Annotated in this window: 18 protein-coding genes and 3 tRNA genes; 3 read left to right on the plus strand and 18 right to left on the minus strand. The window is 59.4% G+C overall.

Features of this window, described 5'->3' with window-relative positions:
* From OIM11_00605 to OIM11_00635, 7 genes are all read right to left on the minus strand, one after another.
* Positions 1–1,254, minus strand: a complete 1,254-nt coding sequence (locus OIM11_00605) for a Stp1/IreP family PP2C-type Ser/Thr phosphatase (GenBank protein ID HJI99651.1) — start codon at positions 1,252–1,254, stop codon at positions 1–3.
* Positions 1,251–1,664: an FHA domain-containing protein gene (locus OIM11_00610; GenBank protein ID HJI99652.1), complete on the minus strand. Its 414-nt coding sequence runs from the start codon at positions 1,662–1,664 to the stop codon at positions 1,251–1,253. Before OIM11_00610 ends, OIM11_00605 begins: the two co-directional genes overlap by 4 nt.
* 7 nt (positions 1,665–1,671) lie before the next feature.
* Entirely contained in the window at positions 1,672–2,670 is a 999-nt protein-coding gene (locus OIM11_00615; GenBank protein ID HJI99653.1) for a DUF3662 and FHA domain-containing protein, read from the minus strand.
* A gap of 2 nt (positions 2,671–2,672) precedes the next feature.
* Entirely contained in the window at positions 2,673–4,334 is a 1,662-nt protein-coding gene (locus OIM11_00620) for a serine/threonine protein kinase (protein HJI99654.1), read from the minus strand.
* A gap of 126 nt (positions 4,335–4,460) precedes the next feature.
* Positions 4,461–4,546 (minus strand) — tRNA-Leu (locus OIM11_00625).
* 140 nt (positions 4,547–4,686) lie between these two features.
* The gene (locus tag OIM11_00630) at positions 4,687–4,860 is read right to left on the minus strand and encodes a hypothetical protein (GenBank protein ID HJI99655.1); all 174 of its coding nucleotides are present in this window, start codon (positions 4,858–4,860) and stop codon (positions 4,687–4,689) included.
* A 103-nt stretch (positions 4,861–4,963) separates the two neighbouring features.
* Positions 4,964–5,761 (minus strand): SDR family NAD(P)-dependent oxidoreductase, encoded by a 798-nt coding sequence (locus tag OIM11_00635; GenBank protein HJI99656.1) that lies wholly within the window; start codon positions 5,759–5,761, stop codon positions 4,964–4,966.
* Between the two features lie 118 nt (positions 5,762–5,879).
* Between OIM11_00635 and OIM11_00640 the strand changes: the two genes are divergently transcribed.
* Complete coding sequence (locus tag OIM11_00640) at positions 5,880–6,278, plus strand: phage holin family protein (protein HJI99657.1); 399 nt, start codon at positions 5,880–5,882, stop codon at positions 6,276–6,278.
* Positions 6,279–6,727: 449 nt separating this feature from the next.
* Here the strand turns inward: OIM11_00640 and OIM11_00645 are convergent, their stop codons facing one another.
* The 6 genes from OIM11_00645 to OIM11_00670 all read right to left on the minus strand — a co-directional run bounded on the left by OIM11_00645 (position 6,728) and on the right by OIM11_00670 (position 10,604).
* Positions 6,728–6,961: a hypothetical protein gene (locus tag OIM11_00645; protein ID HJI99658.1), complete on the minus strand. Its 234-nt coding sequence runs from the start codon at positions 6,959–6,961 to the stop codon at positions 6,728–6,730.
* Between the two features lie 8 nt (positions 6,962–6,969).
* The gene (locus OIM11_00650; protein HJI99659.1) at positions 6,970–8,253 is read right to left on the minus strand and encodes an Nramp family divalent metal transporter; all 1,284 of its coding nucleotides are present in this window, start codon (positions 8,251–8,253) and stop codon (positions 6,970–6,972) included.
* 11 nt (positions 8,254–8,264) lie between these two features.
* Complete coding sequence (locus OIM11_00655) at positions 8,265–9,602, minus strand: CBS domain-containing protein (GenBank protein ID HJI99660.1); 1,338 nt, start codon at positions 9,600–9,602, stop codon at positions 8,265–8,267.
* Positions 9,603–9,791: 189 nt separating this feature from the next.
* Positions 9,792–9,886, minus strand: a tRNA-Ser gene (locus tag OIM11_00660).
* A 66-nt stretch (positions 9,887–9,952) separates the two neighbouring features.
* On the minus strand, positions 9,953–10,345 hold the full coding sequence (locus OIM11_00665) for a hypothetical protein (protein HJI99661.1): 393 nt from the start codon (positions 10,343–10,345) through the stop codon (positions 9,953–9,955).
* Positions 10,346–10,352: 7 nt separating this feature from the next.
* Positions 10,353–10,604 (minus strand): hypothetical protein, encoded by a 252-nt coding sequence (locus tag OIM11_00670; GenBank protein HJI99662.1) that lies wholly within the window; start codon positions 10,602–10,604, stop codon positions 10,353–10,355.
* A 185-nt stretch (positions 10,605–10,789) separates the two neighbouring features.
* Between OIM11_00670 and OIM11_00675 the strand changes: the two genes are divergently transcribed.
* Positions 10,790–10,866 (plus strand) — tRNA-Arg (locus OIM11_00675).
* A gap of 95 nt (positions 10,867–10,961) precedes the next feature.
* On the opposite strand, the gene OIM11_00680 is transcribed toward OIM11_00675, so the two are convergent.
* The 5 genes from OIM11_00680 to OIM11_00700 all read right to left on the minus strand — a co-directional run bounded on the left by OIM11_00680 (position 10,962) and on the right by OIM11_00700 (position 20,077).
* Positions 10,962–12,002, minus strand: coding sequence for a peptidylprolyl isomerase (locus tag OIM11_00680; GenBank protein ID HJI99663.1), 1,041 nt, complete (start codon positions 12,000–12,002; stop codon positions 10,962–10,964).
* Positions 12,003–12,048: 46 nt separating this feature from the next.
* A complete protein-coding gene (locus OIM11_00685; protein ID HJI99664.1) occupies positions 12,049–13,647 on the minus strand; it encodes a BspA family leucine-rich repeat surface protein in 1,599 nt (532 codons plus the stop codon).
* A 24-nt stretch (positions 13,648–13,671) separates the two neighbouring features.
* Entirely contained in the window at positions 13,672–15,414 is a 1,743-nt protein-coding gene (locus OIM11_00690) for a CAP domain-containing protein (protein HJI99665.1), read from the minus strand.
* Positions 15,415–15,684: 270 nt separating this feature from the next.
* Positions 15,685–18,024: an InlB B-repeat-containing protein gene (locus OIM11_00695; GenBank protein ID HJI99666.1), complete on the minus strand. Its 2,340-nt coding sequence runs from the start codon at positions 18,022–18,024 to the stop codon at positions 15,685–15,687.
* Positions 18,025–18,094: 70 nt separating this feature from the next.
* Positions 18,095–20,077 carry a CAP domain-containing protein gene (locus tag OIM11_00700; protein HJI99667.1) on the minus strand — a complete coding sequence of 661 codons (1,983 nt, stop codon included), beginning with the start codon at positions 20,075–20,077 and terminating at the stop codon, positions 18,095–18,097.
* A 434-nt stretch (positions 20,078–20,511) separates the two neighbouring features.
* Here OIM11_00700 and OIM11_00705 point away from each other — a divergent pair, with 434 nt between their 5' ends.
* Positions 20,512–21,162: a hypothetical protein gene (locus OIM11_00705; GenBank protein ID HJI99668.1), complete on the plus strand. Its 651-nt coding sequence runs from the start codon at positions 20,512–20,514 to the stop codon at positions 21,160–21,162.
* Positions 21,163–21,640: the final 478 nt, after the last annotated feature.

Here is a 21,640-nt window from a genome sequence, read left to right on the forward strand (position 1 = left end):
TTAGCCCTTCGTGGTCTGCAGACGGAACTCGGAAATCTTCTCGTTTGCCTCGTCAAGCGAGTTGACGGAAATGCCGTTCTTCAGGTTGCTCTGCACCATGGGCGTGAGCTTGGACACGTCGATATCAGGAGCCTGAGACTCGAGCCAGGACACCGAGATGCCGGCAAACTCACCGGGAAGGCCACGATAGACGTTCACGACACCGTTTTCGGCGATGATGAAGTAGGAGTTCTGCGCGAAGGCGTAGAATCCGAAGCCTGCGGCAGCGAGAATGAGGATGAAGGCAAGAGCCCAGATGAACGGTGCCATCCTGCCCCTGTGCTTGGGTTTATGGTGCTTGCCACCCTTGCCGCTTTTCTTGGGCTTGCTCTTGGATGCGTGTGCCGCCTGCGTGGGCGCAGCTTCAACGGGTGCGGCCGCAACGGCAGGAGCGGCGGGCTCCTCCTCATCGGCCCTTGCGTCTTCGGGAAGGCCAACGACGCGCTCCTCGACGATGTCATCCTCGTCCTTCTCGCTCGGAGGATCACCGAGGGGATCGATGACGATGACGGTGACGTTGTCGAGACCGCCGGCGATAATCGCCTCCTCGACCAGCGCATCGCAGGCGTGGGCGGGAGCGGGATTATCGAGCAGGATTTCCTCGATGTCCTCATCGGAGATCATGGAGCATAGGCCATCGGAGCACAGGAGCAGTCGATCGCCCTCCTCGACGTGCAGGGTGTAGAGGTCGGGCTGCATGTGCGGATCGCTGCCGAGAGCACGCGTGATGACCGAGCGTTGCGGATGGAAACGCGCCTCAGCCTCCGTCAGACGGCCCTGCTCGATGAGGTCTGCCACGAGAGAGTGGTCGCGCGTGATGCGCTGGAGCTGGCCATCGTGCAGCAGGTACGCGCGCGAGTCGCCCACCTGCGCGATGGTTGCCTCGTCCTCGAAGACGAAGGCGGCGGTGAGCGTCGTGCCCATGCCCGGTTTACCCGTGCCGTCCTGGGCGCCGCGCAAGACGGCCTCGTTGGCCTTGATGACGGCTGCGGCAAGCGCTTCGGGGCTCGTGCTCTTGGGCGCATGGGCCTCCATGGTGGTGACGGCAATGTTGCTCGCGACCTCGCCGGCCTCATGGCCGCCCATACCGTCAGCGACGACGAAGAGCGGGGTCTTGACCAGGTAGCTGTCCTCGTTGTGTTCGCGCACGCTGCCAACATCCGAGCGAGCAGCATACGAACGCGGCATGGTGGGCTTGGTGAAGTTGAAACTCATTGACGGCCAATCTTTATATCGACGTTTCCGATGGTAACGATATCGCCCTCAGAGCAGGCGACAGGCTTGGTGACGGGATGCCCGTTGAGCAGGGTGCCGTTGGTGGAGTTGAGGTCCTCGACCGAAAGGCTCTTGCCCGAAAGCGAGAAACGCGCATGGCGTGCCGAGACGTAATCGGTGGGGATGACGATATCGGCGCCCGGAGCGCGGCCGATGACGATGGGGCCGGCAATGGTCAAGCGAACGCCCTTGAGCGTGCGCGGGCCTTTCTCAACGTTGAGCGTCCAGGACTTTTCCTTCTTGTTCTGACCGCGCACGAGGCCGACGCCCGTCTTCACGACGAAGAACAGGAAGAGATAGAGCAGGGCGACGAGCAGCAGGCGGCCAGCCAGAAGAAGAAGATCGACCATGCTGTGCTTAGCCCTCCTGGAACTCGAGCTGGGTGGTACCGAGGTCGATGATGTCGCCGTCGTAAATGCGCGACTGCGTCGTGGCAATGCCATTGACGATCATGCCGTTGGTTGAACCGGTGTCACGGATGAGCCAGCCGGAATCGTTATGCAGGACCTCGGCATGATGACGCGAAACGCTCGGGTCACCGATGATGACGTCGCAGTTGGTATCGCGACCGACGACGGTGCGATCATCACGTAGCTGGTACACGCGCTGCGTCTTGAGGTTGTAGAGAACGGCCTGGGGCTGTTGCGGCATGGGCTCGTTGAGGATGACGGTGCGTTGGTCGGCAGGCGCAGCGTCGCTGACGGCATCATCCGCCGCATTGTCGACGACGACATCGTTCGCGAACGCGTCAGGACCAGGGATCGAGGTACCCGAAGGCATGGGCGCGGGCGCGTCGAAAAGCGGCTCGTCAAAGTCGCTCGCAAAGGGCTCCCCTGCGAAACCGTCGTCAGCCTGGAAATCAGCCCCCTGCGGCTGCTGGTTCCTCGAATGCGAATGGGAACGATCGAAATCGAAGTTATCGAGGTTGTCGTAATCCGGCTCGATGCCGTAGCGCACCATCTCCTCGTGACGGAGCTCGGCGATGATTGCCGGGTTGACGCTCTCGGCGATGATGTCGAACTTGCCACGGCGCAGGCCATCGTCGACGATAAAGCGCGCAAGAGGCGGGCAATCGAAGACAAGGCCGCGCTGAGCACCCTGACCGGTGAGATAGGTCTCGATCTCTCCTGCAAGCGAGGGATAGTAGCCGCTCATTGCGGCATCATCCTCAGGTGATACGAGGATGTTGTAGAGCGTGGGCGCATACTCGTGCCCGACGCCAATCATCTTCTCGTGCTCCATCTCCTTGCAGGCACGTTTGGCGAGCTTGACGGGTTCGATGCCACCGCGACCGCGACCGCCCGATCCTTCGATGACGTCTTCGGCCTTGTTCTCGAACCTCGAAAAAATGCCCATTGCTATTCTCCTTTATGACGTACCGACGACCCAAGGACGCCGACGACACACATTGCAACGCACGCAAGAACCGTCGTGATGGCCCACGTGCCGCTCGGACCGGCGGGGAAACCGGTCAAGATAGTCAATCCAATACCCTGCGCGATAAGCAGAATAAGCGCCGCGCAGATTGCACCAAGTATCGACAGTATACGTGTCTCGCGCACGCATAGCACCGACATAAGCACAGTCGCGATAATCCAACCACATATCATAATCCAGGTCGGTATGCTCGTGATGCTGCCAAACAATAATTCTGGCCCCGTATTCTTGCCTACGGTGAGCATGAGAACGACCTGGATGATGGCAGCGCCGAGCGCACGCCTTGGCGGCAGGCAATAACCAGCGATCATGGGTGCGAGCGGCGCAAAACCGACGAGGCCGAGGGGCGAGATGACAAGCGCGCAATTGGTGTCGGCAACGCCCTCCCTGCCGAAAAGCACGACCCAGGCGATGGCCGCCGCAATGGCAACCACGCCGAGCACCGGCATGGGCACGGGGCAGAGGAAAAGCGAGACACCGTTGATGAGCATCGCGAGCAAGGCGCCGAAGGGAGGCTTGACCGCTGCGGCGACTGCCGGCAGCAGTGCGATGAGCATGGCGATGTTGGTGTCTATCATCGTAATGTTGAAGAATGCCGAAGTGCTGATCCACCAGCAAAGCGCTGCGGCGATGACGCGTCCGAGGATGAAGCTCAGGTTGGGCGAGACGCGATCGAGGATGCCACGCTTCTTGGGCGCGTAGCTCTGCTCCTCGACAACCTCATCGTCCACTTGAACGATCTCGCGCAGGCGACGGCTACCCTGCGCGGCATTTCCCAGATAGGGCATGAGCGCGGTGAGGAAATCCGCGATGCTGTCGTAACGGTCTTCCGGGTCGGGCGAGAGCGCCGTGAACAGCACGCTGTCGATGCCCGGGTCGAGGTCAAGGCGCACCGAAGACGGTGGGGTGACATCGAACTTCTGGATGAGCTTGGCGCTGGCATCGAGGCTGTTTGCCGCAAAGGGACGCTTGCCCGTGAGAATCTCGTACACGACGGCTGCCAGGGCAAACTCGTCGGTGCGTTCATCGAGCATGTGGCCGTTCATCTGCTCGGGCGGCATATAACCGATGGTGCCGCCGCTTGCCTTGCGGAAGCCCTGCGCGTCGGCGAGCTCGGACACGCCGAAATCGCTCACCTTGCAGGCGCCATTGCGGTTCACGAGGATGTTATCGGGCTTGATGTCGAGATGCAGTACCTGGTTCTCGTGCGCGAACTCGACTGCGTCGCCGACGGCGAGGATGATGGCCGCCGCAATGTCGAGGTCGAAGCTGCCCGCCGGGGTGTCATGGATGATCTGTGCCAGGGAGGGGCCATCGATGGCTTCCATGATGAGGAACGCCTCATCATCGACCCTGTCGAAATCGTACACGCTTACGATGGAGGGGCGACTGAGCATCGCACCTGTGCGGGCCTCGGAAAGGCCGGTGACGACACCGTTTGCCTGCGCGTTCGAGATGGGCATGCGTTTGATGGCGACACGACGCTGTATGCGCGTGTCCCAGCAGATTTCGACCCTGCCGCTGCCACCTTCGCCTTTAACTTCTATGGGTCGATAGCGATCCAGAATCAACGGACCTTGCATCTTGCCTCTCTCCTCGATTTCTGTTCATTTTGACAGATGCAGTAGCACATTATAGGTAATCGGCGGATAAAACTGCCGAAGTCCACGAAAAAGGCCGACCACTTGGGTCGGCCTTTCATGCTTGTATGGTGCGGGCGAAAGGAGTTGAACCTTCACGGGCCGAAGCCCACTGGCACCTGAAGCCAGCGCGTCTGCCATTCCGCCACGCCCGCATGCGGCGCTTTTGCGCGGATACGTATACTAGCACAAAAATGTGGCGATGGGGGCGAAACAAAGGGACGGTCCTAATGTTGCGAAAATCGTGCAACATTAGGACCGTCCCTTTGTTTCGCTCTGTCTCGTTTTGGAGGAGCTAGTTGTTGAGGGCTGCCTCTTCGAAGGTAGCGGCGGTCTCCGCAGCATCCACGGCGGCCTCCTCCTCGCCCATCGCATCGTAATCCTCGACTGCAGCCGCTGCCTCTGCGGCTGCCTCTTCCTCGATGCGCTCAAGGTCCTTGCGGGCATCCTCGTCCATTGTATCGACCATCGTGACCACCATCCTTCTATTAACCTAACCTAGATATATTCTAAAACTCGAATGTATCTTTCTCAAGGATTAAGACGTATGTCAGAAGCTTTTTGCCCTGCCACTAGAGCCGGCGCACAAGCTCCCAGCCCGCCATGCTGATGCAGTTGGGAACGACCTTCCCGATAATGCGCAAAGCACAGGACTGTGGGCTTGCCGTGGCAACCGCCATATGCAGACGATTTGCTCGCAGCGCGCGAGACACGACGGTCGAAGCCTTCTGGGCACCGAGCAGATGATGTACGTCACTGCCTCCGCCAGACTCGCGGGCAACTTTCTCGAAGCCTGTCTTTACCCAGGTGGGACACAGCGCAGTTGCCGTGATTCCCGTGCCGTGCAGCTCCCAACGCAGCGCACGCGTGTAGCGCAGCACGAACGCCTTGGTAGCTGCATATACGTTCATATGAGGAAGCGGGACAAAAGCCGCGGCAGATGCAACCTGCACGATATGCGCACCACGACCCATATAGGGCAGTGTCGCATGCGTCATGTCGACAAGACCACGGCAGTTGAGGTCAATCATGGAATCGACGGCCTCGTCCGAGATGCTCTGCCAATCCCCGAACTTGCCAAAGCCGGCAGCATTGACGAGGTAGCGCACATCGGGATCGAAGTCCGCCAGCCGCTGCTTGATAGCCGCGATATCTGCCTTGCTCGTGAGGTCTGCCACAATGGGAACCGCCGGAGAACTGAGCGTGTCGGCGATCTCTTGCAGTGCGTCGTGGTTGCGGGCGATGAGCCACAGCTCGTCTACTTGCTGGAGAAGGTCTATCTGCCGGGCGAATTCCCGCCCGAGCCCCGATGAGGCACCTGTGATCATTGCCACGCGTTTGCGTGATTGCCGGGTTTCGTTCTCTGCCATGGGAACCTCCGATCACGTTCATCTTGCTGGCGTATAATGTCATTATATACGCGATTCAAGAAGGTCAGGCGCAATTCGCCTGCACGCCTCACCATAGTCGCTCGTGAAAGGAGTAGCCATGTCGTTTCTTATTCGCTGGATAGTAACTGCCATTGCCGTTGCCGCAGCCGTATGGCTCATTCCCGGCATCGAAATCATTGGCGGTGACTCCGCTTGGGTCGGCATCGTCATTTTCGCGTTGTTCCTCTCGCTGATAGACATCTCCATCAAACCGATCCTGCAGATACTCTCGCTCCCCATATCGGTGCTGACATTGGGAATCTTCTATCTGATTGTCAACACGGCGCTGTTGTATCTGGCAGCTTGGCTTGCCAACGGATTATTCGGCGTCGGGTTCTGGATTTCGGGCTTTGGCAGCGCGTTTCTCGCGTCCATCGTGATCTCGATTGTGAGCGCCATCGTCAATGCAATCGTCGCGGGAGACAACAACCGGGCAAACCGCCCGTACGCGAATTAGCACGAAAATTAGCACGCGAGCTTTTCGACAGCGAAAGTGCGTGCTGGCCAGACAAATGAGACAGTTGCTCAGAAACACTGTCTCATTCGCGGCAGCCAATCGTGCCAGCGCTGACGAGAAATGACGTTTGTGGCACACGCTCGCACCGTTGCTGGCGAGAATTGACGCTTGTGGCGCGCGCTCACACTGTTGCTGGCGAGGATTGGCGTTTGTGGTACGCGGAACGTGCCACAGCAAGGAGTTCTTGGCAGGATGCGACATAAACCGACGTTTGTGGCACATTTGCTACACCACAAACGTTAATTCTCGTCACGTGCCCGGCGCAGACGTACCCCAAGCGACAATCCTCGTCACGTGCCCGGCGCAGGCGTGCCCCAAGCGTCAATCCTCGTCAGCAGCTCGTCAGCGGCGGATCTATCCAGCGACGCTCGTCCAGTAAGCGGCGGCGCCTATGCAATCTTGGGAGCCCGTGAGAGGAAGAAGCGGCAGTTGTGGCAGTTCTCCTTACGAGCCACGCTGAAGTCGACGTCATAGGCATCGAGCATTTCCATGGCGCCGGCGCGCTCGTACCAGAAGCAATCGCATATGGTGTTGATGCAGTCGCGCGGGCAGACGCCCGTGGCATCATGCGGGCAGTCCTTCGACATCGCCCCGTGGCAACCCCTGTCTTCCCAGCAGCGCATCTCTCACCTCAAAAGCCGAGCACGGTCATGGCCAAACAGCCTATCGTCAACACGAAGACTACCACGATGAGCACCCAGATGAGCACGGTGAGCAGCCGACGGTTGGTGTACGCGCGCATGACATGACGGTCAGAGAGGATGAGCACCATGAAGATGAGCAGCACCGGCAGCAGCACGCCGCTGACGAACTGTGCGACGAGCATGATGCTGATGAGACTGACGTCGGGAATGAGCGTCACCACGACGCCAATGACAATCATGGCGGTGTAGATGCCGCGGAACGCGGGGGCATCATTCCAACCCCGGTCCACGCCGCGCTCCCAGCCAAATGCCTCGCAAATGGCACTCGAGGCCACGAGCGGAACGACGCAGGCGGCAAGGAAACTTGCGGCAACGAGACCAACACCGAAAAGGATCGTGGCGTATTGCCCGGCAATGGGCGTGAGTGCCGTTGCGGCTGCGGCGGCGCTATCCACGGTGACCCCCTGCGGATACAGGACGGTGCCCGTCGTGATGATGATGAAGCCCGCGACCGCGCACGCGACAATCGCACCACCAATGGCATCGACGCGCTCGAGCGGGAGCTCGTCTGGCGTGACGCCCTTATCCACGACGTTGTTCTGCGTCAGGAAGATCATCCAGGGAGCGATGGTGGTGCCCACGGTGGCAATCACCAGGCTGATGAAGCTCGGGTTATTCTCGAAATGGGGAATCACGAGAGACAGGCCAACCTCGCCCCAATTGGGTTGCGCAAGAAACGCCGCGACGATATACGTCACGAACACGCAGCTAATGGCAAGGAACACCTTCTCGACACGCTTGTAGCTGCCGCCCATGACGAGCAGCCACACGACGACGCCGGCAATGGGAATCGCAATGTACTTGCTCACGCCAAAGAGCTCCATGCCAGCGGCGATACCGGCAAACTCCGAGAGCGTGGCGGCGCCGCTCTCGATGAGGACGGCGATCATGGCGAGCGCGGTCAGGCGCACGCCAAACTGCTCGCGAATGAGCGACGCGAAGCCCTTGCCCGTCACCGCGCCCATGCGCGAGGCGCCTTCCTGCACGATGGCGAGCATCACCATCATGATGGGGATGATCCATAAGGTCCCATAACCAAACTTGGCACCGATGGTCGAATACGTCGAGATACCGCCAGCATCGTTGCCCGCCATTGCGGCGACAACGCCAGGGCCAAGCGCCGCGAGCACGATGAGGACGCGGTTCTTCTTGCGTGGAGCCGGCTGGCCCTGCTGCAACCCCTCGCGTTCTGTCAACTTCTCGTTCGTCACGGCATTGCCCTCTAGCTATTGAGCATGAAGATGAGCACGCCGATGACGATGAGCAGCGCGACGATGATACCGATGACCCAGGGGCTCGAGATGGAGCGCTGCTGCAGATCCTCCTCGTGCTCCTCCTCCAAAACGTCCATGGCATCATCGACGGTGACGACGCCGAGCATGACACCTTGCTCGTCGACGACGGGAATGGCGAGCAAGTCGTACTTGGCGATGGTCTGTGCGCACTCCTCCTGGTCGAGGTCAGGATGCACGGTAATGAGCTCCTTTGTGCTGAGCTCGTCAAGCGACATCTCGGGTTTGGCGATGACGAGCGTTCGCAGGCTCAGCACGCCGGTGAGCACGTCGTTGTCGGACACGAGGTAGAGGTAGTGGATGCTCTCCTGGTTCTCGTCCATCTCTCGTATGGCCTCGATGGCATCCGAGACGGTCAGGTCATCGTTCACGGTGAGGAAGTCGGTGGTCATGATGCCGCCGGCCGTCTCCTCCTTATAGCCGAGCAACGACCGCACCGAGGCTGACTCCTCGACGCCCATGAGGCGCAGGAGCTTCTCGGCCTTATCGTAAGGTAGGTCGCCGATGATGTCAGCAGCGTCATCGGGATCCATCTCGTTGAGGACGGCGGCACCGCGACTCGTGGTCATGTCCTCGATGACATCGGCCTGGAACTCGTCCTCGAGCTCGGCGACCGCATCGGCTGCCTGGCCTGCGTCGAGCTTGTCGAAGACCGCCTGGCGGTGTTGCGGCTCGAGCTGCTCGATGATGTCGGCAACGTCAGCCGGATGCATGTCATGCAGACGCTTGTGACTTACGGAGAGCTTGATCTGCGACATGTCGCGCTCGATGAGCTCCATGTAGTTCCACGCGATGAGACGCTCCTTGAGCGGATGCCCGAAAGCCGTCGCGATGGCGTTGACGGCCTTCTCGAGATGCGGCGAGATGCCGAAGAGCAGGCCGCGGATGCCCGTCTCGGCACCGAGCAGGCGCAGACCCGCCGGGCTATCGGAAAGCTTGAGGTCGTTAACGCGCACGACCTTCATGCCCTGCGTGTCGACGATCTGCTTGTCGAGCAAATCACGCGCGAGCAGCACCTCATCGGGCTGCAGGTACGAGAAGCGAATGTCCGACGACGGCACGTTGAGGCGCACGCAGCTGCCATCATAGGACTCGACGTACTTGCGCCACGAAATCATAAACGGAGTCTTGCGCGGGCCAATGAAGGCCAGCGAGGTGACACGCGGGAAGACCTCGCCGGTGGCGATGGCCAAGTCACTGATGACGCCGATTTGTTCGCCGTCCTTATCGAAGACGGGTTGCTTGAGAATCTGACGCAGGTAGATCATGCAGGCGGACTCCTCTATTCATTACCTATGCGCCGCGCAAAAAGGCTATGCGGGCATGACCCGCGCGATGCTGTTATGCGTGGCGAAACGACGGCCCCACCGGGCCGCCAAGAGGAGGTCCGGAAAGGCTAACTACTGTGAGGTCGGGGTTTCACAGAGTTCCTTTCTTCTGGACAACAAAAAAGCGTCTGGCGGAGAGCTGGGGATTCGAACCCCAGATAGGGCTATCTAACCCTATACTCGCTTAGCAGGCGAGCGCCTTCAGCCAACTCGGCCAGCTCTCCGTGCCAATTCGACGCAAATCGGAATGATAGCACAAACGTTACGAGGTGATACACGCCGCATTCGGACTAGTCGAGCGGATTGCCCGGATGAGCGGCTGCCTGCATGCGAACCCACGCAACGCGCTTGGCATCGGGGTCATCGAGGCAATCCGCGAATCCTGGCACGGCAACCAGTCGATAGCCTGTGACATGCACGGGGACATCTGCGGCAAAGGCCTGCTCATCTAGATCGAAAGCCCCGCGCAAGGCGTCAATCGAAGCGTCATCGATTGCGATGAGCGACCAGGGGTCGGCCTCGAAGACGAAGCGCTTGAGATCGCCGGTCTCCGAGAGCTGCACGATGGCGCAGCCGTCCGCATAGCCGAGCGCCTGCGCGGCGGATTGCAGGGCAGAAGCCACCCGCACGTCGAGAGGCGCATGCGCGAGCACGACGAGCGTGGTGTCTTGAGCCTGCGTCATGGAAAGCTTAGACAGCGGTAACCGTTACGCCCGTGTCGGCGTCATCGCGCTCGATGGCATCTTGGGCCTCGGTGAGCATCTCGCGCACGTTATCGAGCTCCATCTGGATCTTCTGAAGCTGCATGGCGGTGCGCTCCATCTGCCCATCGGATGCGAGATGGTACATGCGATGCGTCCAGCGCCTCGTGAGAGCGACCGTCTCGTCAATCTGATTGACCGTATCCTTGAGCTGCTGGGTGTTTACGCCATTTGCGCACATGATTAACCTCCAGTTGAAATTCACACGTATTGCGAAATCATAGCACGTTGCAGTGATGGGAGGAATGCCGCGTGGCGCGCATGATGGCAACCAGACAAAGGTGCCCCGGCGGGCTTTGTCTGGTTGAATGCAAAAGAGCAGTGTTGACATGGTCGGCTGCGGTGGTATTATGTTCAGGCTTCATCGGGGCATTACCTCAGCTGGATAGAGGGACTGACTACGAATCAGTACGTCAGGGGTTCGAATCCCTTATGCCCCACCATAAAGAATCGGGCCGGCATCACGCCGGCCCGTTTTGTTTTGCTTGACGAAACGGGGTGGTCACTCAGAGAGCAGCCACCCCGTTCTCGCTCCTGCTTAGAGCAGTCCCGTCGTGATCTTCTCGATGACGGGGCGCTTATCCCTGTCAATCATTCCATTGCCAGGATCGTCACCAGGCTTGCCAATCTCGTCGCAGATCTTGTCCACGATCTCGATACCGTCGATGACATGACCAAACGCAGCATAGTGACCGTCCAGATCGGTCACATCCTTGTGGCAGATGAAGAACTGCGAGCTGCCGGAGTTGGGATCGGTAGAGCGGGCCATCGAAATCGCGCCCCTCGTGTGCGAGACGGGATTATCGAAGCCGTTGTCGGCGAACTCGCCATAGATATTCTCGCCGCTACCGCCGCTGCCTGTGCCCAGCGGATCGCCGCCCTGCATCATGAAGTCCTTGATGATGCGATGGAAACCGAGCCCATTGTAGAAGCCCTTATTGGCAAGCGTTACGAAGTTGTCGACCGTCTTGGGAGCAGCGGTGGCATCGAGGGAGACCGTGATGGTGCCCAGGTCCTTCATCTCGATATCAGCGTAATACTCCGTGCCATACCAGCTCTCGCCTTCGTACTTCCATCCCTTGCTTACCAGAATGTCTCGCTCGCCAGCATCCTTGGTGTAATGGTGGTTATTGGCGAACTCGTTGGGATTGTAGAGGCGGTACAACACGACGTGCTTCGTGGCGTTGGAGCGCCAGCGCTCGCCCTCGTCAATCCAGCCCAAAGAAACCAGGCTATCGCGCTCGACGGTGCTCATCGTGTAGTGATGCTCGCCGGCGTTGGGATTGTAGACGCGGTATACCGGCTCGCCCTCGGTGGGGGCAACCCAGCCCCTGCCCTCGTCATCCCAGCCGTTGACCACGCAATTGTCGCGCTCGACCTCGCTTGACGTGTAGAAGTGCTCGCCGGAGTTGGGGTTATAGAGACGGAACATGACCTCGGCGCCCGTCTTTCCGTTAGCCGCATAGGCCTGCTGGGCAGGCTGTGCAGCCAGCGTGACCGCCAGAGCGATCGCGCATGCGCAGAGCACGGCGAGCAGCGCCCTTGCGACTCTCCAGTGTGTTGACTTCGAAATCTCCATGGATTCCTCCTTCATGCGCTAGGCGCTTTTTCTTCCAGGACGCGCTTTAGCGTCCCTCGATCCCATACCAACCTATGCCCTCGTCGTTCCAACCAATGCTAACAAGATGGTTATGCTCGACTTCGCTGGACGTGTAGTTATGATTGTTCGCGTACTCGTTGGGGTTGTACTCGCGCATGAGCGGCGTATATCCGCCCGAATACCACCTCACGCCTTCGTCAATCCAACCCAGACTCGTGAGATTGCTCTTCTCGACGGTGCTCATCGTGTAGTGATGCTCACCGGGCAGGTTGGGATTGTAGAGACGGTAGACCGGCTGACCCTCGGACGGGGCAATCCAGCCGATGCCCTCGTCATTCCAGCCGTTGACCACGCAATTGTCGCGCTCGACCTCGCTCGACGTGTAGAAGTGCTCGCCGGAGTTGGGGTTGTAGAGACGGAACATCGTGACGCGCTCGCCTTGAGGCTCCGTCGGCCTGGGCTTCTCGGGGTCATCGGGAATGTACCTGCTGTAGCTATCAGCCGCGTTATTGCGATCGGCGGCGATCTGAGCGGCCGTGAAGGTCTTATCCAAGGCCTCCGAGTGCCATTCGCCTTCGGGCAGCGTCGTGAGCACCTCGTTTCTCGCGCCCTTGAAGCTGAAGCCGGTGCCAAGCTTCACCTCGGCAAGGTCGTCGCAGCCGCCGAACATCTTGTAAGGGCCGAGCTCCATCCTCGTCACCTTGGAGGTATCGAAGCTCGAGAGATCCAGCGAGCGGAGCGCCTTGCAGCCGTAGAACATGCCCTCCATGCTGATGACGTCGGAGGTGTCGAACTTGGAGACATCGAGCGAGCCGATGGAGGAGCAGCCGGAGAACATGTTACCCATGACCGCGACGCGCGAGGTATCGAAGTTCGAAACGTTTAGAGATCCGAGCGAGGCGCACCCGGAGAACATGCTATCCATGTGCGTCACGCGCGAGGTATCGAACCTGGAGACGTCGAGAGACGACAGGCGCGGACAACTCGCGAACATGCCCGTCATGACCTCGACTTTTGAGGTGTCGAAGCCCGATACGTTCAGCGTGCTCAGCTCCGTACACGACTCGAACATGGCCTGCATCTTGACGACCTTCGATGTGTTGAACCCAGAGACGTCAAGCGAGGTGAGGGCCGAGCAGCCCTTGAACATCATGGTCATGTCCTCGACATTGGCCGTGGAAAGCCTTGTCGCATCAATGGTCGCGAGACGAGTGCACCCGAGGAACATGCTCTCCATGTTGGTGGTACGGGCGGTATCCAGACCAGCCAGATCGATGGACGTGATGAACGCACAGTCGGCGAACATGCCGCTCAGGTTCTCGTTTGCCTTGACGCCGGGCTTGATGATCACGGCCTTGATGGCGCTGCGATGGGCAAGCCACGGAGCGCTGTTGTCTGTATGGTATTCGAGATTGGCGAGCATTCCGCTTGAGCCGTTGGTAGGGGCGATGGTGAGGGTGCCTGCGCCATCGATCGTCCAAGTGCACTCGCCACTCGTGCTGCTTGCCGGGTTATCCGCATGGGCGGAGAACGCCGTGACGGGCACGAGGGCCAGCGCCAGCGCCAGCGCACAAAGAGCTGCGATAACGCCTTTCAGCGGCATGACTTGCGTCTTGGTATTCATGCTCTATCCTCCTTGGATCTCGGGCTACTCGATGCCGTACCAGCCGATGCCCTCGTCGTTCCAGCCAGCGGCGAGCACGTTGTCTCGCTCGTATTCGCTGGTCGTGTAGTTATGGTTGTTGGCGTAGGCATTAGGGTTGTACTGGCGGTATAACGGCGTGCGTCCGCCGGAATACCAGCCGATACCCTCATCGTTCCAGCCGACGCTGATGAGATGGTCGCGCTCGTAGGCCGACAGCGTGTAGTGATGCTCGCCAGCATAGGAGTTGTAGAGGCGATAGACGGGGTCGCCATCGGAAGGCGCAATCCAGCCAACATCCTCGTTGTTCCAACCGATGTTGATGAGATAGGCGCGCTCGTACTCGCTCGCGGTGTAGAAATGCTCGCCGCTGTTGGGATTGTAAAGGCGATACATGACGACGGGCGTGCCGATGGGATCCGAGGGCTGCGGATCACTCGGTTTAGTGGCCGAAGGCGGCACGATCTTGAACGTGGTCGTCAGCGTACCCGTATAGGTCCCGATACCGGTAACCTTGACCGTGGCTGTTCCCTCGTTGACGTTGTTGCTGTAGGCGACCTCGTAATCCCTGTCTTGGGTGAGTAGGCGGTCATAGTATTTGACGCTCGGCTTGGGCGTGATCTCGGAGCCGGTGTACTCGTATTCGGTCTGAGGCAACGTGACCGAGGTGATCTCGTCGCTCAGGCCGAAGAAGCTCACCTTGTAGCTCACGGGATTGGGAATGCCCGTGACGGAAACCTGGTAGAAGTCGTTTTCACCACTGCCCACGCCAACGGAGAGGTCCTTGGGGCGGAAGATAATGCAACCCTTCTGTCCGTAGTTATCGTTGTTGACGTAAAAGTCGCCATCGGCGCTGCCCTGAGAAAGATTCCAGGTCTTCATGTCGGAATTGCGCGTGACCGTGACCTTCACCTGGGAGGCGTCAAGATTGGCGCCCGTGGAAAGCGACCAGGCGCTATCGGAGGCGAAGAGCTCCATGGGGGTGTTCTCCGCAGGCCAGGCGACGTTTTTCTGCGAGGCACGCGTATTGCTGTTGTCAATCGAGTACATGGCGCCCCAGCCTCTGAAGCCACCCTTGCCACCGGAATCCGCCACGGCACCAAAGCCGGTCTTGCCCATGTAGGGATTCAGCACCCAGCGACGATGACCAAGAACCGAGATGTTGTGCTCGTCAGAGTCGTCGAGCCAGGAAAGGATGGCCGCATTGATGCTGCCGGTTCCGGACGAGGCATACAGGTTGCTTGCCTGAGCGCCCGCGAGGCCCTTCTCGTACATGTCGCTCGTCATTCCCTCGGGGCGAGTGGGAGTGTGAGTGAGCTGGCCGTTTGCGGCATCGACGAGCGCGGCCGCCTGGGCGAGCTGCGTGTACTCGTCATCAAGGGTGACGTTGGCATCGAGGCCCGCGACGAAGCGAACGAAGTTGAGCGTGGCGAGCGACTGCTCGAGGGACGTCTTGCTCATGGCACCCACGGCATAGGGACTCGTCGCGTTGGGGACCGCCGAAAAGCTCACGCCCTGGTTCAGGTTGATGCTGTGCTCGCGGTAGTAGTTCTTGATCTCCCGCTCGCTATGGTAGGTGACGTCAAGCTTGCCATCTGCCTGGGCAACGAGAGCGGAGCCCTCCGCGGCCGCCTCCTGCTGCGTCGGTGCTGCAAAAGCGGCAACGGGCATGAGGCTTGCGGCAAAGGCAAGCGCGCAGAGGCAGGCTATGATCTTTTTCGAGAACGAAGTCTTTGGTTGTGCGAACATCTCAGGTTCCTTTCAAGCCGGCACGGGAGCCTGTTACGATTCTTTGGAGCATTGTACGGACTGCCGCGGTCCTCTCCAAGATAACTCGCCGAAATGACAAGTAAATCGGGGTGCGGTACGCAATCGTTTCCGGCACTTCACAAGCCCTCGACAATTGAGAATGCCAGCGGCACCATTGTCATTCCGACCGGAGGCGCCGCAAGGCTCCCCTGTCATTCCGACCGGAGGCGCGAAGCGCCGGAGTGGAGAAATCTCGCCCTTCGTTCGAACTTACTTCACGCCGTACCAGCCGAAGTCCTCGTAGCGCCAGCCGATGGAGACCAGGTGGTCGCGCTCGACCTCGCTCGTGGTGTAGTGGTGGCTTCCGGAGTTGTTGGTCGGCGCGTTGGGGTCGACGTTGGGGTTGAACAGGCGGTGAAGCCCGACGGCCTCGTTGTCGTCGGAGTACCAGCCGATGCCCTCGTCGCTCCAGCCCACGGATATGAGGTGGTCTCGCTCGACGACGGAGGTGGTGTAGTGGTGGTCGGTGCCCGAGTACAGGCGGTAGACCGGCGTAGCGCTCGTCACCGGCGCGGTCCACGCCTCGCCCTCGTACTGCCATCCCACGGCCACGATGGATTCCACCTCGGCGTAGTGCGCCGTGTAGAAGTGCTCGCCGGAGTTGGGGTTGTAGGCGCGGTACATCACCTGGGTGGCCACGGGGTTCGAAGGATCGCTTGATGCTTCGGGGACGATCTCGAACTCTGCCTCCAGCGTACCGGTAAAGTTCTTGCATCCGGTTATGACCAGGTGTTTCGTGCCGACACTGGTGCAGTCATTAGGATACGAGACGGTGTAGTCGGTCCACTCCTCGAGCACCTTGCCAGCACCCATCACGGTTAGCTTGGGCTCCTGCCAAAAGCCGGTATAGGTAAGGCGCGTCTCGCTGAGGCTCACGGAGCTGAGCTGGGCGGGAGTGATGGTATAGGCGACGGGTTTGGTGCCCGAATAGTTGCCCTCTCCGTATACGTGCAGGACCTTGGTCCCGACATTGACATTATCCGTCACGGGATAGACATAGTAGTCCGGGCCGTCCTGGAGCGTCTTGCCGCCAAGATTCACGGTCACGGCCGGCGTTTTCTCCGTGCCGTCATAGATGTACTGCGCCGGATTCGCTGTCACGCTTGCATCGGTAATCGAGGCGCGCTCGATCGTGAAGTAGGCGTACTTGCGTCCCGTATAGCTTCCCATGCCCTCGATGATCACGGTCGCCCTCTCGGTAGCGTCGATGTTGCTTGCGTAGCTGAGCGAATAATCAACGCCCTTGACAAGGCGCTTGCCATCGATCGTCACGGCAGGATCCGGTTTTATCCCGGCTCCCGTATAGGTGACACTTGGAATGGGGGCGACGACCGCATCGCTCAACGATGTCGTATCCTGATTTGCCGCTGCTTGCGGAGTTGCGGCGAAAGCGGCTGCTGCAGCGGTCGTATTCGCCTTCCAACGGGCGTAAAGGGTGATGGTGCTTCCGCCGAGCCCGAGGTTACTCACCTGCTCGCCATCAGAGAAGCGCTTGGCGCCACCCTGCTCCGTCGCCCAACCGTCGAACGTGTACCCGCTGCGGCTGTAGAGATTGCGGGGTAGGCTATAGGTGGTGTCGCGGTAGTAGGAAATCGGCGACATGGTACCCGACCCGCCGGTGGCATCGAACTGCACGCGATACGTGGGCTTCTCATCAGGATCGGTGACCTTGAGCTTCCAGCCGGCAAAGAGCTTCACGTCACTATCGACCGGTGTCGAAGACGTGTATTGGTTGCCTCCATGGGGCGAGGTGAACCAGCCGGTGAAGTCATAGCCATCACGAGTCACCATTGGCCCATCGCCAAGAGCACTTCCCTTCTTCACGGAGCGCTGCACCGCGCCGGTCATGGTGCCACCGTTGCCGTCAAAGGTAACGACATATATCGTCGCGGAATCGTCGGAGTCGGTGCCCGACTCTCCCGAGCCTCCGGGGTTGTTGGAGTCGCCGGGACCGTTTGAGCCGTTGGAGCCGTTGCCAGAGTTACCGGAATCGTTCCCAGCATCCCCGGAGTTGGAGTTCACGCCGTACCAGCCGATGCCCTCGTCCTGCCAGCCGAGAGAGAGGAGCGTCTGGAACTCGCCCCAATCGGTGGTGTAGTGGTGGTTGTTGGCATAGGCGTTAGGATTGTAGGCGCGGTACAGGGGCACGGCCTTATCGGGATCGGAAAGCCAGCCTCCCTCCTCCCAGGTCCAACCGGCACCCACGAGCATGTCACGCTCGTCGGGCGAGGTCGTGTAATGATGCTCGCCAGCGAAGGAGTTGTAGAGGCGGTAAACCTGGATGCCCCGGATGGGGGCCGTCCAGCCGGTGCCCTCGTCGTCCCAACCAGCGGCGATGACGTTGTCGCGCTCGACAGTCGAGGACGTGTAGAAGTGCTCGCCGCTATTGGGGTTATAGAGGCGGTACATGACCTCGGTTTGATCATCAGATACCTGGGCAATCAGCGACGCGTCGGCGTCAGACTGAGCCACGGGCGCGGCAAACGCCGCCGCGGGCAACATGGCGAGCGCCAGCGCTGCGCTGAAGAAAACGGATAGTGCCTTTCTCATGGAGTGCTTCCCTTCGTTCGGGGCCAAGTGGGACAAATGGACAGGTCATTTGTCCCACTTGCGCTGTCGGTTAGTTCACGCCGTACCAACCGACGCCTTCGTCAACCCAACCTAAATAGATCAGCCGCTGAAACTCGCCTGGATCGGCGGTGTAGTGATGGTTATTCGAGTAGGCATTGGGATTATAGGCGCGATATAACGGGACGGCTTGATCGGGGTCGGAAAACCAGCCGCCTTCCTCCCAGACCCAGCCCACGGAAACCAGCATGTCGCGCTCCTCGACGGAGATGGTGTAATGATGCTCGCCCGCATAGGGGTTGTAGAGACGATAGACCTGGATACCGTCATCAGGCGCGGTCCAGCCAACGCCCTCGTCAATCCAACCAGCTGCGACTACGGCAGAGCGCTCCACATCGCTCGAAGTGTAGAAATGCTCGCCGGAGTTGGGATTGTAGAGACGGTGCATGGTCTGAGGCTGCGCGGCGGGCGCATCGGGCTCCTCGGGTACATCGGGGTCTTGCACCTCCGGCTGGTCAGGAGCATCTGGATCCGATGGGGTGTCCGGCGCCGGCGGCTCTTGCGGTGCGTCGGCAGCCACAATCTCGTAGGTAGCCCTCACTGTGCCGCCATAGTTGCCAAGACCGCTTACCTCGATGACCTTGGTGCCTACACTCGTCATATCGTCATTGAGCCAGGATATCTGATAGTCACCCTCGCCTAGAACCTTGTTTCCGGACTTCACGGTCACGACAGGCTTCTTTTCCGTGCCGTCGTAGGTGAACTGGGTGTAGTTCGACGTTGCCGAGGTAATTGGCGCAGGGCCGATCTCGAAATAGACGGTCTTCGAGCCAGCGTAATCGCCAATACCCGTCAGGATAATTCTCGCATCGCTTCCCGCATTGACGTTATTCGCATAACTGAGCGTGTAGTCGGTGCCCCCAATAAGACGCTTGCCACCAAGAGTGACCGTGGGATCCGGCTTTATCTTTGCCCCCGTATAAGTCAGATGCGGGATATCTGACACGACCGCATCCTCCAAGGACGGCTTCACGACCCATTCGTACGATGCGCTCCTGCCAGATGGAAGCGTTGCCGTAATTGTGGCAGTACCGGCTAATTTGGCAGTAACGGTACCATTTTGATCGACAGCGCAAGCGTCCGGGTTCGAGCTCGTCCAGACGGCGTTGCCGGCATCGATGACGCAGTTGAAGCGGGTGCGGCCATCGTTGTTTATGCAATAGCGCATGTCGAAGGTCTCACCCGGAGCCAGCGAGGGCTTCAACTGGGGGTCGAGATCCGCATTAAGTGCCTGGTTGGTGCCGCAACAATCATAGTCAACCGATATTTGGCGCGTCACATCGACCTTGCCGCTCTTGACGCTGCCCGTCGCCTCCGCAGAATCGAATGACTGCTGCCAGTAGAACACACCGCCCTGGTAGAAGCAGCCAATGCCAGTAGACTTGTAATCGGGGCTGATGATATTCTCGTAAGAGATCGAAACCCAACGGTCACTCGTATCCTCCGTAATCAGAACGCCACTGGGCAGGCGATAGGTGCCGGCGGCAAGAGCAGCTTCCAAGGTGATGTCCTGTTCTTCCCATCTGTAAACCTGACGCGCGTCATAAAGCCAGGTCTGCATGACAGCGGCTGCGCTCTTCTGACCCGCTGCGACACTTTCGCCTCGAAAACAGTCTTCGGAATCGTCTCTGACGGGAAAGGCGGTGGACCATTCGCTGCCGTCTGGTCGTTTGTTGAATTTGTAAGACTCGCTGTGCTCGTCATAGCCGTAGTACACCGAAACCTCGGCGGCACGCAGCATGGCGGTCTCCATCAGCTCCGCATCGAATTGGAGAGGCGCGAGGCCGAGGTCGGCGCGCTCCTTGTTGACAAAGGCAAGAGCCTCGTGGGCCATGTCGTAATGCTCGGTGCCGCTGATGGTCAGGGTATCCTGGTTTGCCGCTGCTTGCGGAGTCGTGGCGAAAGCGGCTGCCATGGGGACAAGCGTCGCCACCAGTGCAATTGCCAGCGCCATGCTCGCGAATCTCTTCATCATCGCGCTCGTCCTTTCCGTGGGCGGGTACGCGTCAGCTAGGTGCGTCCATGATACGACCTCGCTGCTTGGTTTGGGCTGTGCAGGCCCACGCGAGGGCTGCATGCGGCCGATTTGGTGCCGCGTAGACCCAGGCGGCGGGGCTTCGCGGGAAACTTCGAGCAGTGCGTGATAGAGACCGGTGTTGCTCCCACTTAATGTAACCGTCGTTATCTGGCGTGTAGAAGCGTCCGAAAAGCTGAATTGGTACAATTCGTGTACTCCATTTTGCCCACGAGGATTAGGACTCTGCTATGGAAAGAATCACTTATGCCCCACGCGCCTGCTCAAAACTCGCAACTATCGTCTCATTCGGCTTACTGTTTGTCCTGTTGGCATTTGCGTCCTTTTCCTTAAATGCCGAAGCCGCATTTGCGACCGATTCGGGCAGCCAGGAAATGCATCGTGTGTACAATCCCAATTCCGGCGAGCACTTCTACACCGCTGACACTGCTGAAAAGGACAGTCTGGTAAGCGTGGGCTGGAATTACGAGGGAATAGGCTGGGTTGCACCGGCATGGTCGGAAGCCCCCGTCTATCGCCTCTATTCGGGCACTGATCACCATTACACACGAGATATCGGGGAACGCGATGAGCTAGTTCGCGTCGGTTGGAGGGATGAGGGTATTGGCTGGTACTCATCCGACAGCCGCACGGATATTCCGCTTTACCGCCAGTTCAATCCCAACGTCAACCCGAATGCTCGTCGTAACAACTCGGGATCTCATAACTACACGACCTCAAAAGGCGAGAATGATTCACTCGTCGGTATCGGTTGGCGCGGCGAGGGTATCGGCTGGTATGCCATCGGCGAGGGCAGGACGATTGCCCCAGCCCCCGCGCCGGCCCCTGCCCCGGACACAAACAGTTCCTCCGGAGTAAACAACTCATCGGGACCGTCGGTATCGGATACCGTGTACATCACCAAATCCGGCACCAAATATCACCGCGCGTCATGCTCTTCGACCAAGCGCAGCAAAACGACAGCCATTAGCTTGGATGCAGCCCGCGCCCAAGGGCTAGAGCCCTGCCGGCTTTGCTTCCACTAGAATTAGCTGGCACCCATCGCCAGACGCATGGCGAAGCTAGTATTACACAAGGATTCAAAATGTACGCTTCCGATACAGCTGAGTGATGCAAATGCGTATTTCCTGAGGCAGATGATTGCGCCCAACTCGACTATCAGAAAACACGACGCGCAAAACTACTTCTATAGCCTCGAGTCGGTGTTGTTGAAGGAGACATCGAAAAACGACGAGCTCGGAATCGTGCGCCTGTAGCAAGATGGCGGCCCAAGAGGCCGCCACTTGGTGCCCTCTACTGGCGCAATCATGGCACTTTCAGGTGCTGGCACAATTGTATCACGCGGAATATGACGGCACGCGGCCGATTTGGTGCCGCGTAGACCCAGTATGTGGGTGACGAGACGAAAAACGCATGATTGTGGCGCATCCGAGCGCCAACGATGACGAGAATCTACGGCTGTGGCTCCGAAATGTGCCCCAAGCGAAAGGTTTCGTCAGAATC

This window comes from Coriobacteriaceae bacterium (assembly GCA_025992705.1).
Lineage (GTDB): Bacteria > Actinomycetota > Coriobacteriia > Coriobacteriales > QAMH01 > QAMH01.

What these genes read in the sequence shown, in the direction of transcription:
- OIM11_00605 (HJI99651.1), bottom strand. Translation starts at nt 1,254, where the DNA reads ATGAGTTTCAACTTCACCAAGCCCACCATGCCGCGTTCGTATGCTGCT.
- OIM11_00610 (HJI99652.1), bottom strand. Translation starts at nt 1,664, where the DNA reads ATGGTCGATCTTCTTCTTCTGGCTGGCCGCCTGCTGCTCGTCGCCCTG.
- OIM11_00615 (HJI99653.1), bottom strand. Translation starts at nt 2,670, where the DNA reads ATGGGCATTTTTTCGAGGTTCGAGAACAAGGCCGAAGACGTCATCGAA.
- OIM11_00620 (HJI99654.1), bottom strand. Translation starts at nt 4,334, where the DNA reads ATGCAAGGTCCGTTGATTCTGGATCGCTATCGACCCATAGAAGTTAAA.
- OIM11_00630 (HJI99655.1), bottom strand. Translation starts at nt 4,860, where the DNA reads ATGGTCGATACAATGGACGAGGATGCCCGCAAGGACCTTGAGCGCATC.
- OIM11_00635 (HJI99656.1), bottom strand. Translation starts at nt 5,761, where the DNA reads ATGGCAGAGAACGAAACCCGGCAATCACGCAAACGCGTGGCAATGATC.
- OIM11_00640 (HJI99657.1), top strand. Translation starts at nt 5,880, where the DNA reads ATGTCGTTTCTTATTCGCTGGATAGTAACTGCCATTGCCGTTGCCGCA.
- OIM11_00645 (HJI99658.1), bottom strand. Translation starts at nt 6,961, where the DNA reads ATGCGCTGCTGGGAAGACAGGGGTTGCCACGGGGCGATGTCGAAGGAC.
- OIM11_00655 (HJI99660.1), bottom strand. Translation starts at nt 9,602, where the DNA reads ATGATCTACCTGCGTCAGATTCTCAAGCAACCCGTCTTCGATAAGGAC.
- OIM11_00665 (HJI99661.1), bottom strand. Translation starts at nt 10,345, where the DNA reads ATGACGCAGGCTCAAGACACCACGCTCGTCGTGCTCGCGCATGCGCCT.
- OIM11_00670 (HJI99662.1), bottom strand. Translation starts at nt 10,604, where the DNA reads ATGTGCGCAAATGGCGTAAACACCCAGCAGCTCAAGGATACGGTCAAT.
- OIM11_00680 (HJI99663.1), bottom strand. Translation starts at nt 12,002, where the DNA reads ATGGAGATTTCGAAGTCAACACACTGGAGAGTCGCAAGGGCGCTGCTC.
- OIM11_00685 (HJI99664.1), bottom strand. Translation starts at nt 13,647, where the DNA reads ATGAATACCAAGACGCAAGTCATGCCGCTGAAAGGCGTTATCGCAGCT.
- OIM11_00690 (HJI99665.1), bottom strand. Translation starts at nt 15,414, where the DNA reads ATGTTCGCACAACCAAAGACTTCGTTCTCGAAAAAGATCATAGCCTGC.
- OIM11_00695 (HJI99666.1), bottom strand. Translation starts at nt 18,024, where the DNA reads ATGAGAAAGGCACTATCCGTTTTCTTCAGCGCAGCGCTGGCGCTCGCC.
- OIM11_00700 (HJI99667.1), bottom strand. Translation starts at nt 20,077, where the DNA reads ATGATGAAGAGATTCGCGAGCATGGCGCTGGCAATTGCACTGGTGGCG.
- OIM11_00705 (HJI99668.1), top strand. Translation starts at nt 20,512, where the DNA reads ATGCATCGTGTGTACAATCCCAATTCCGGCGAGCACTTCTACACCGCT.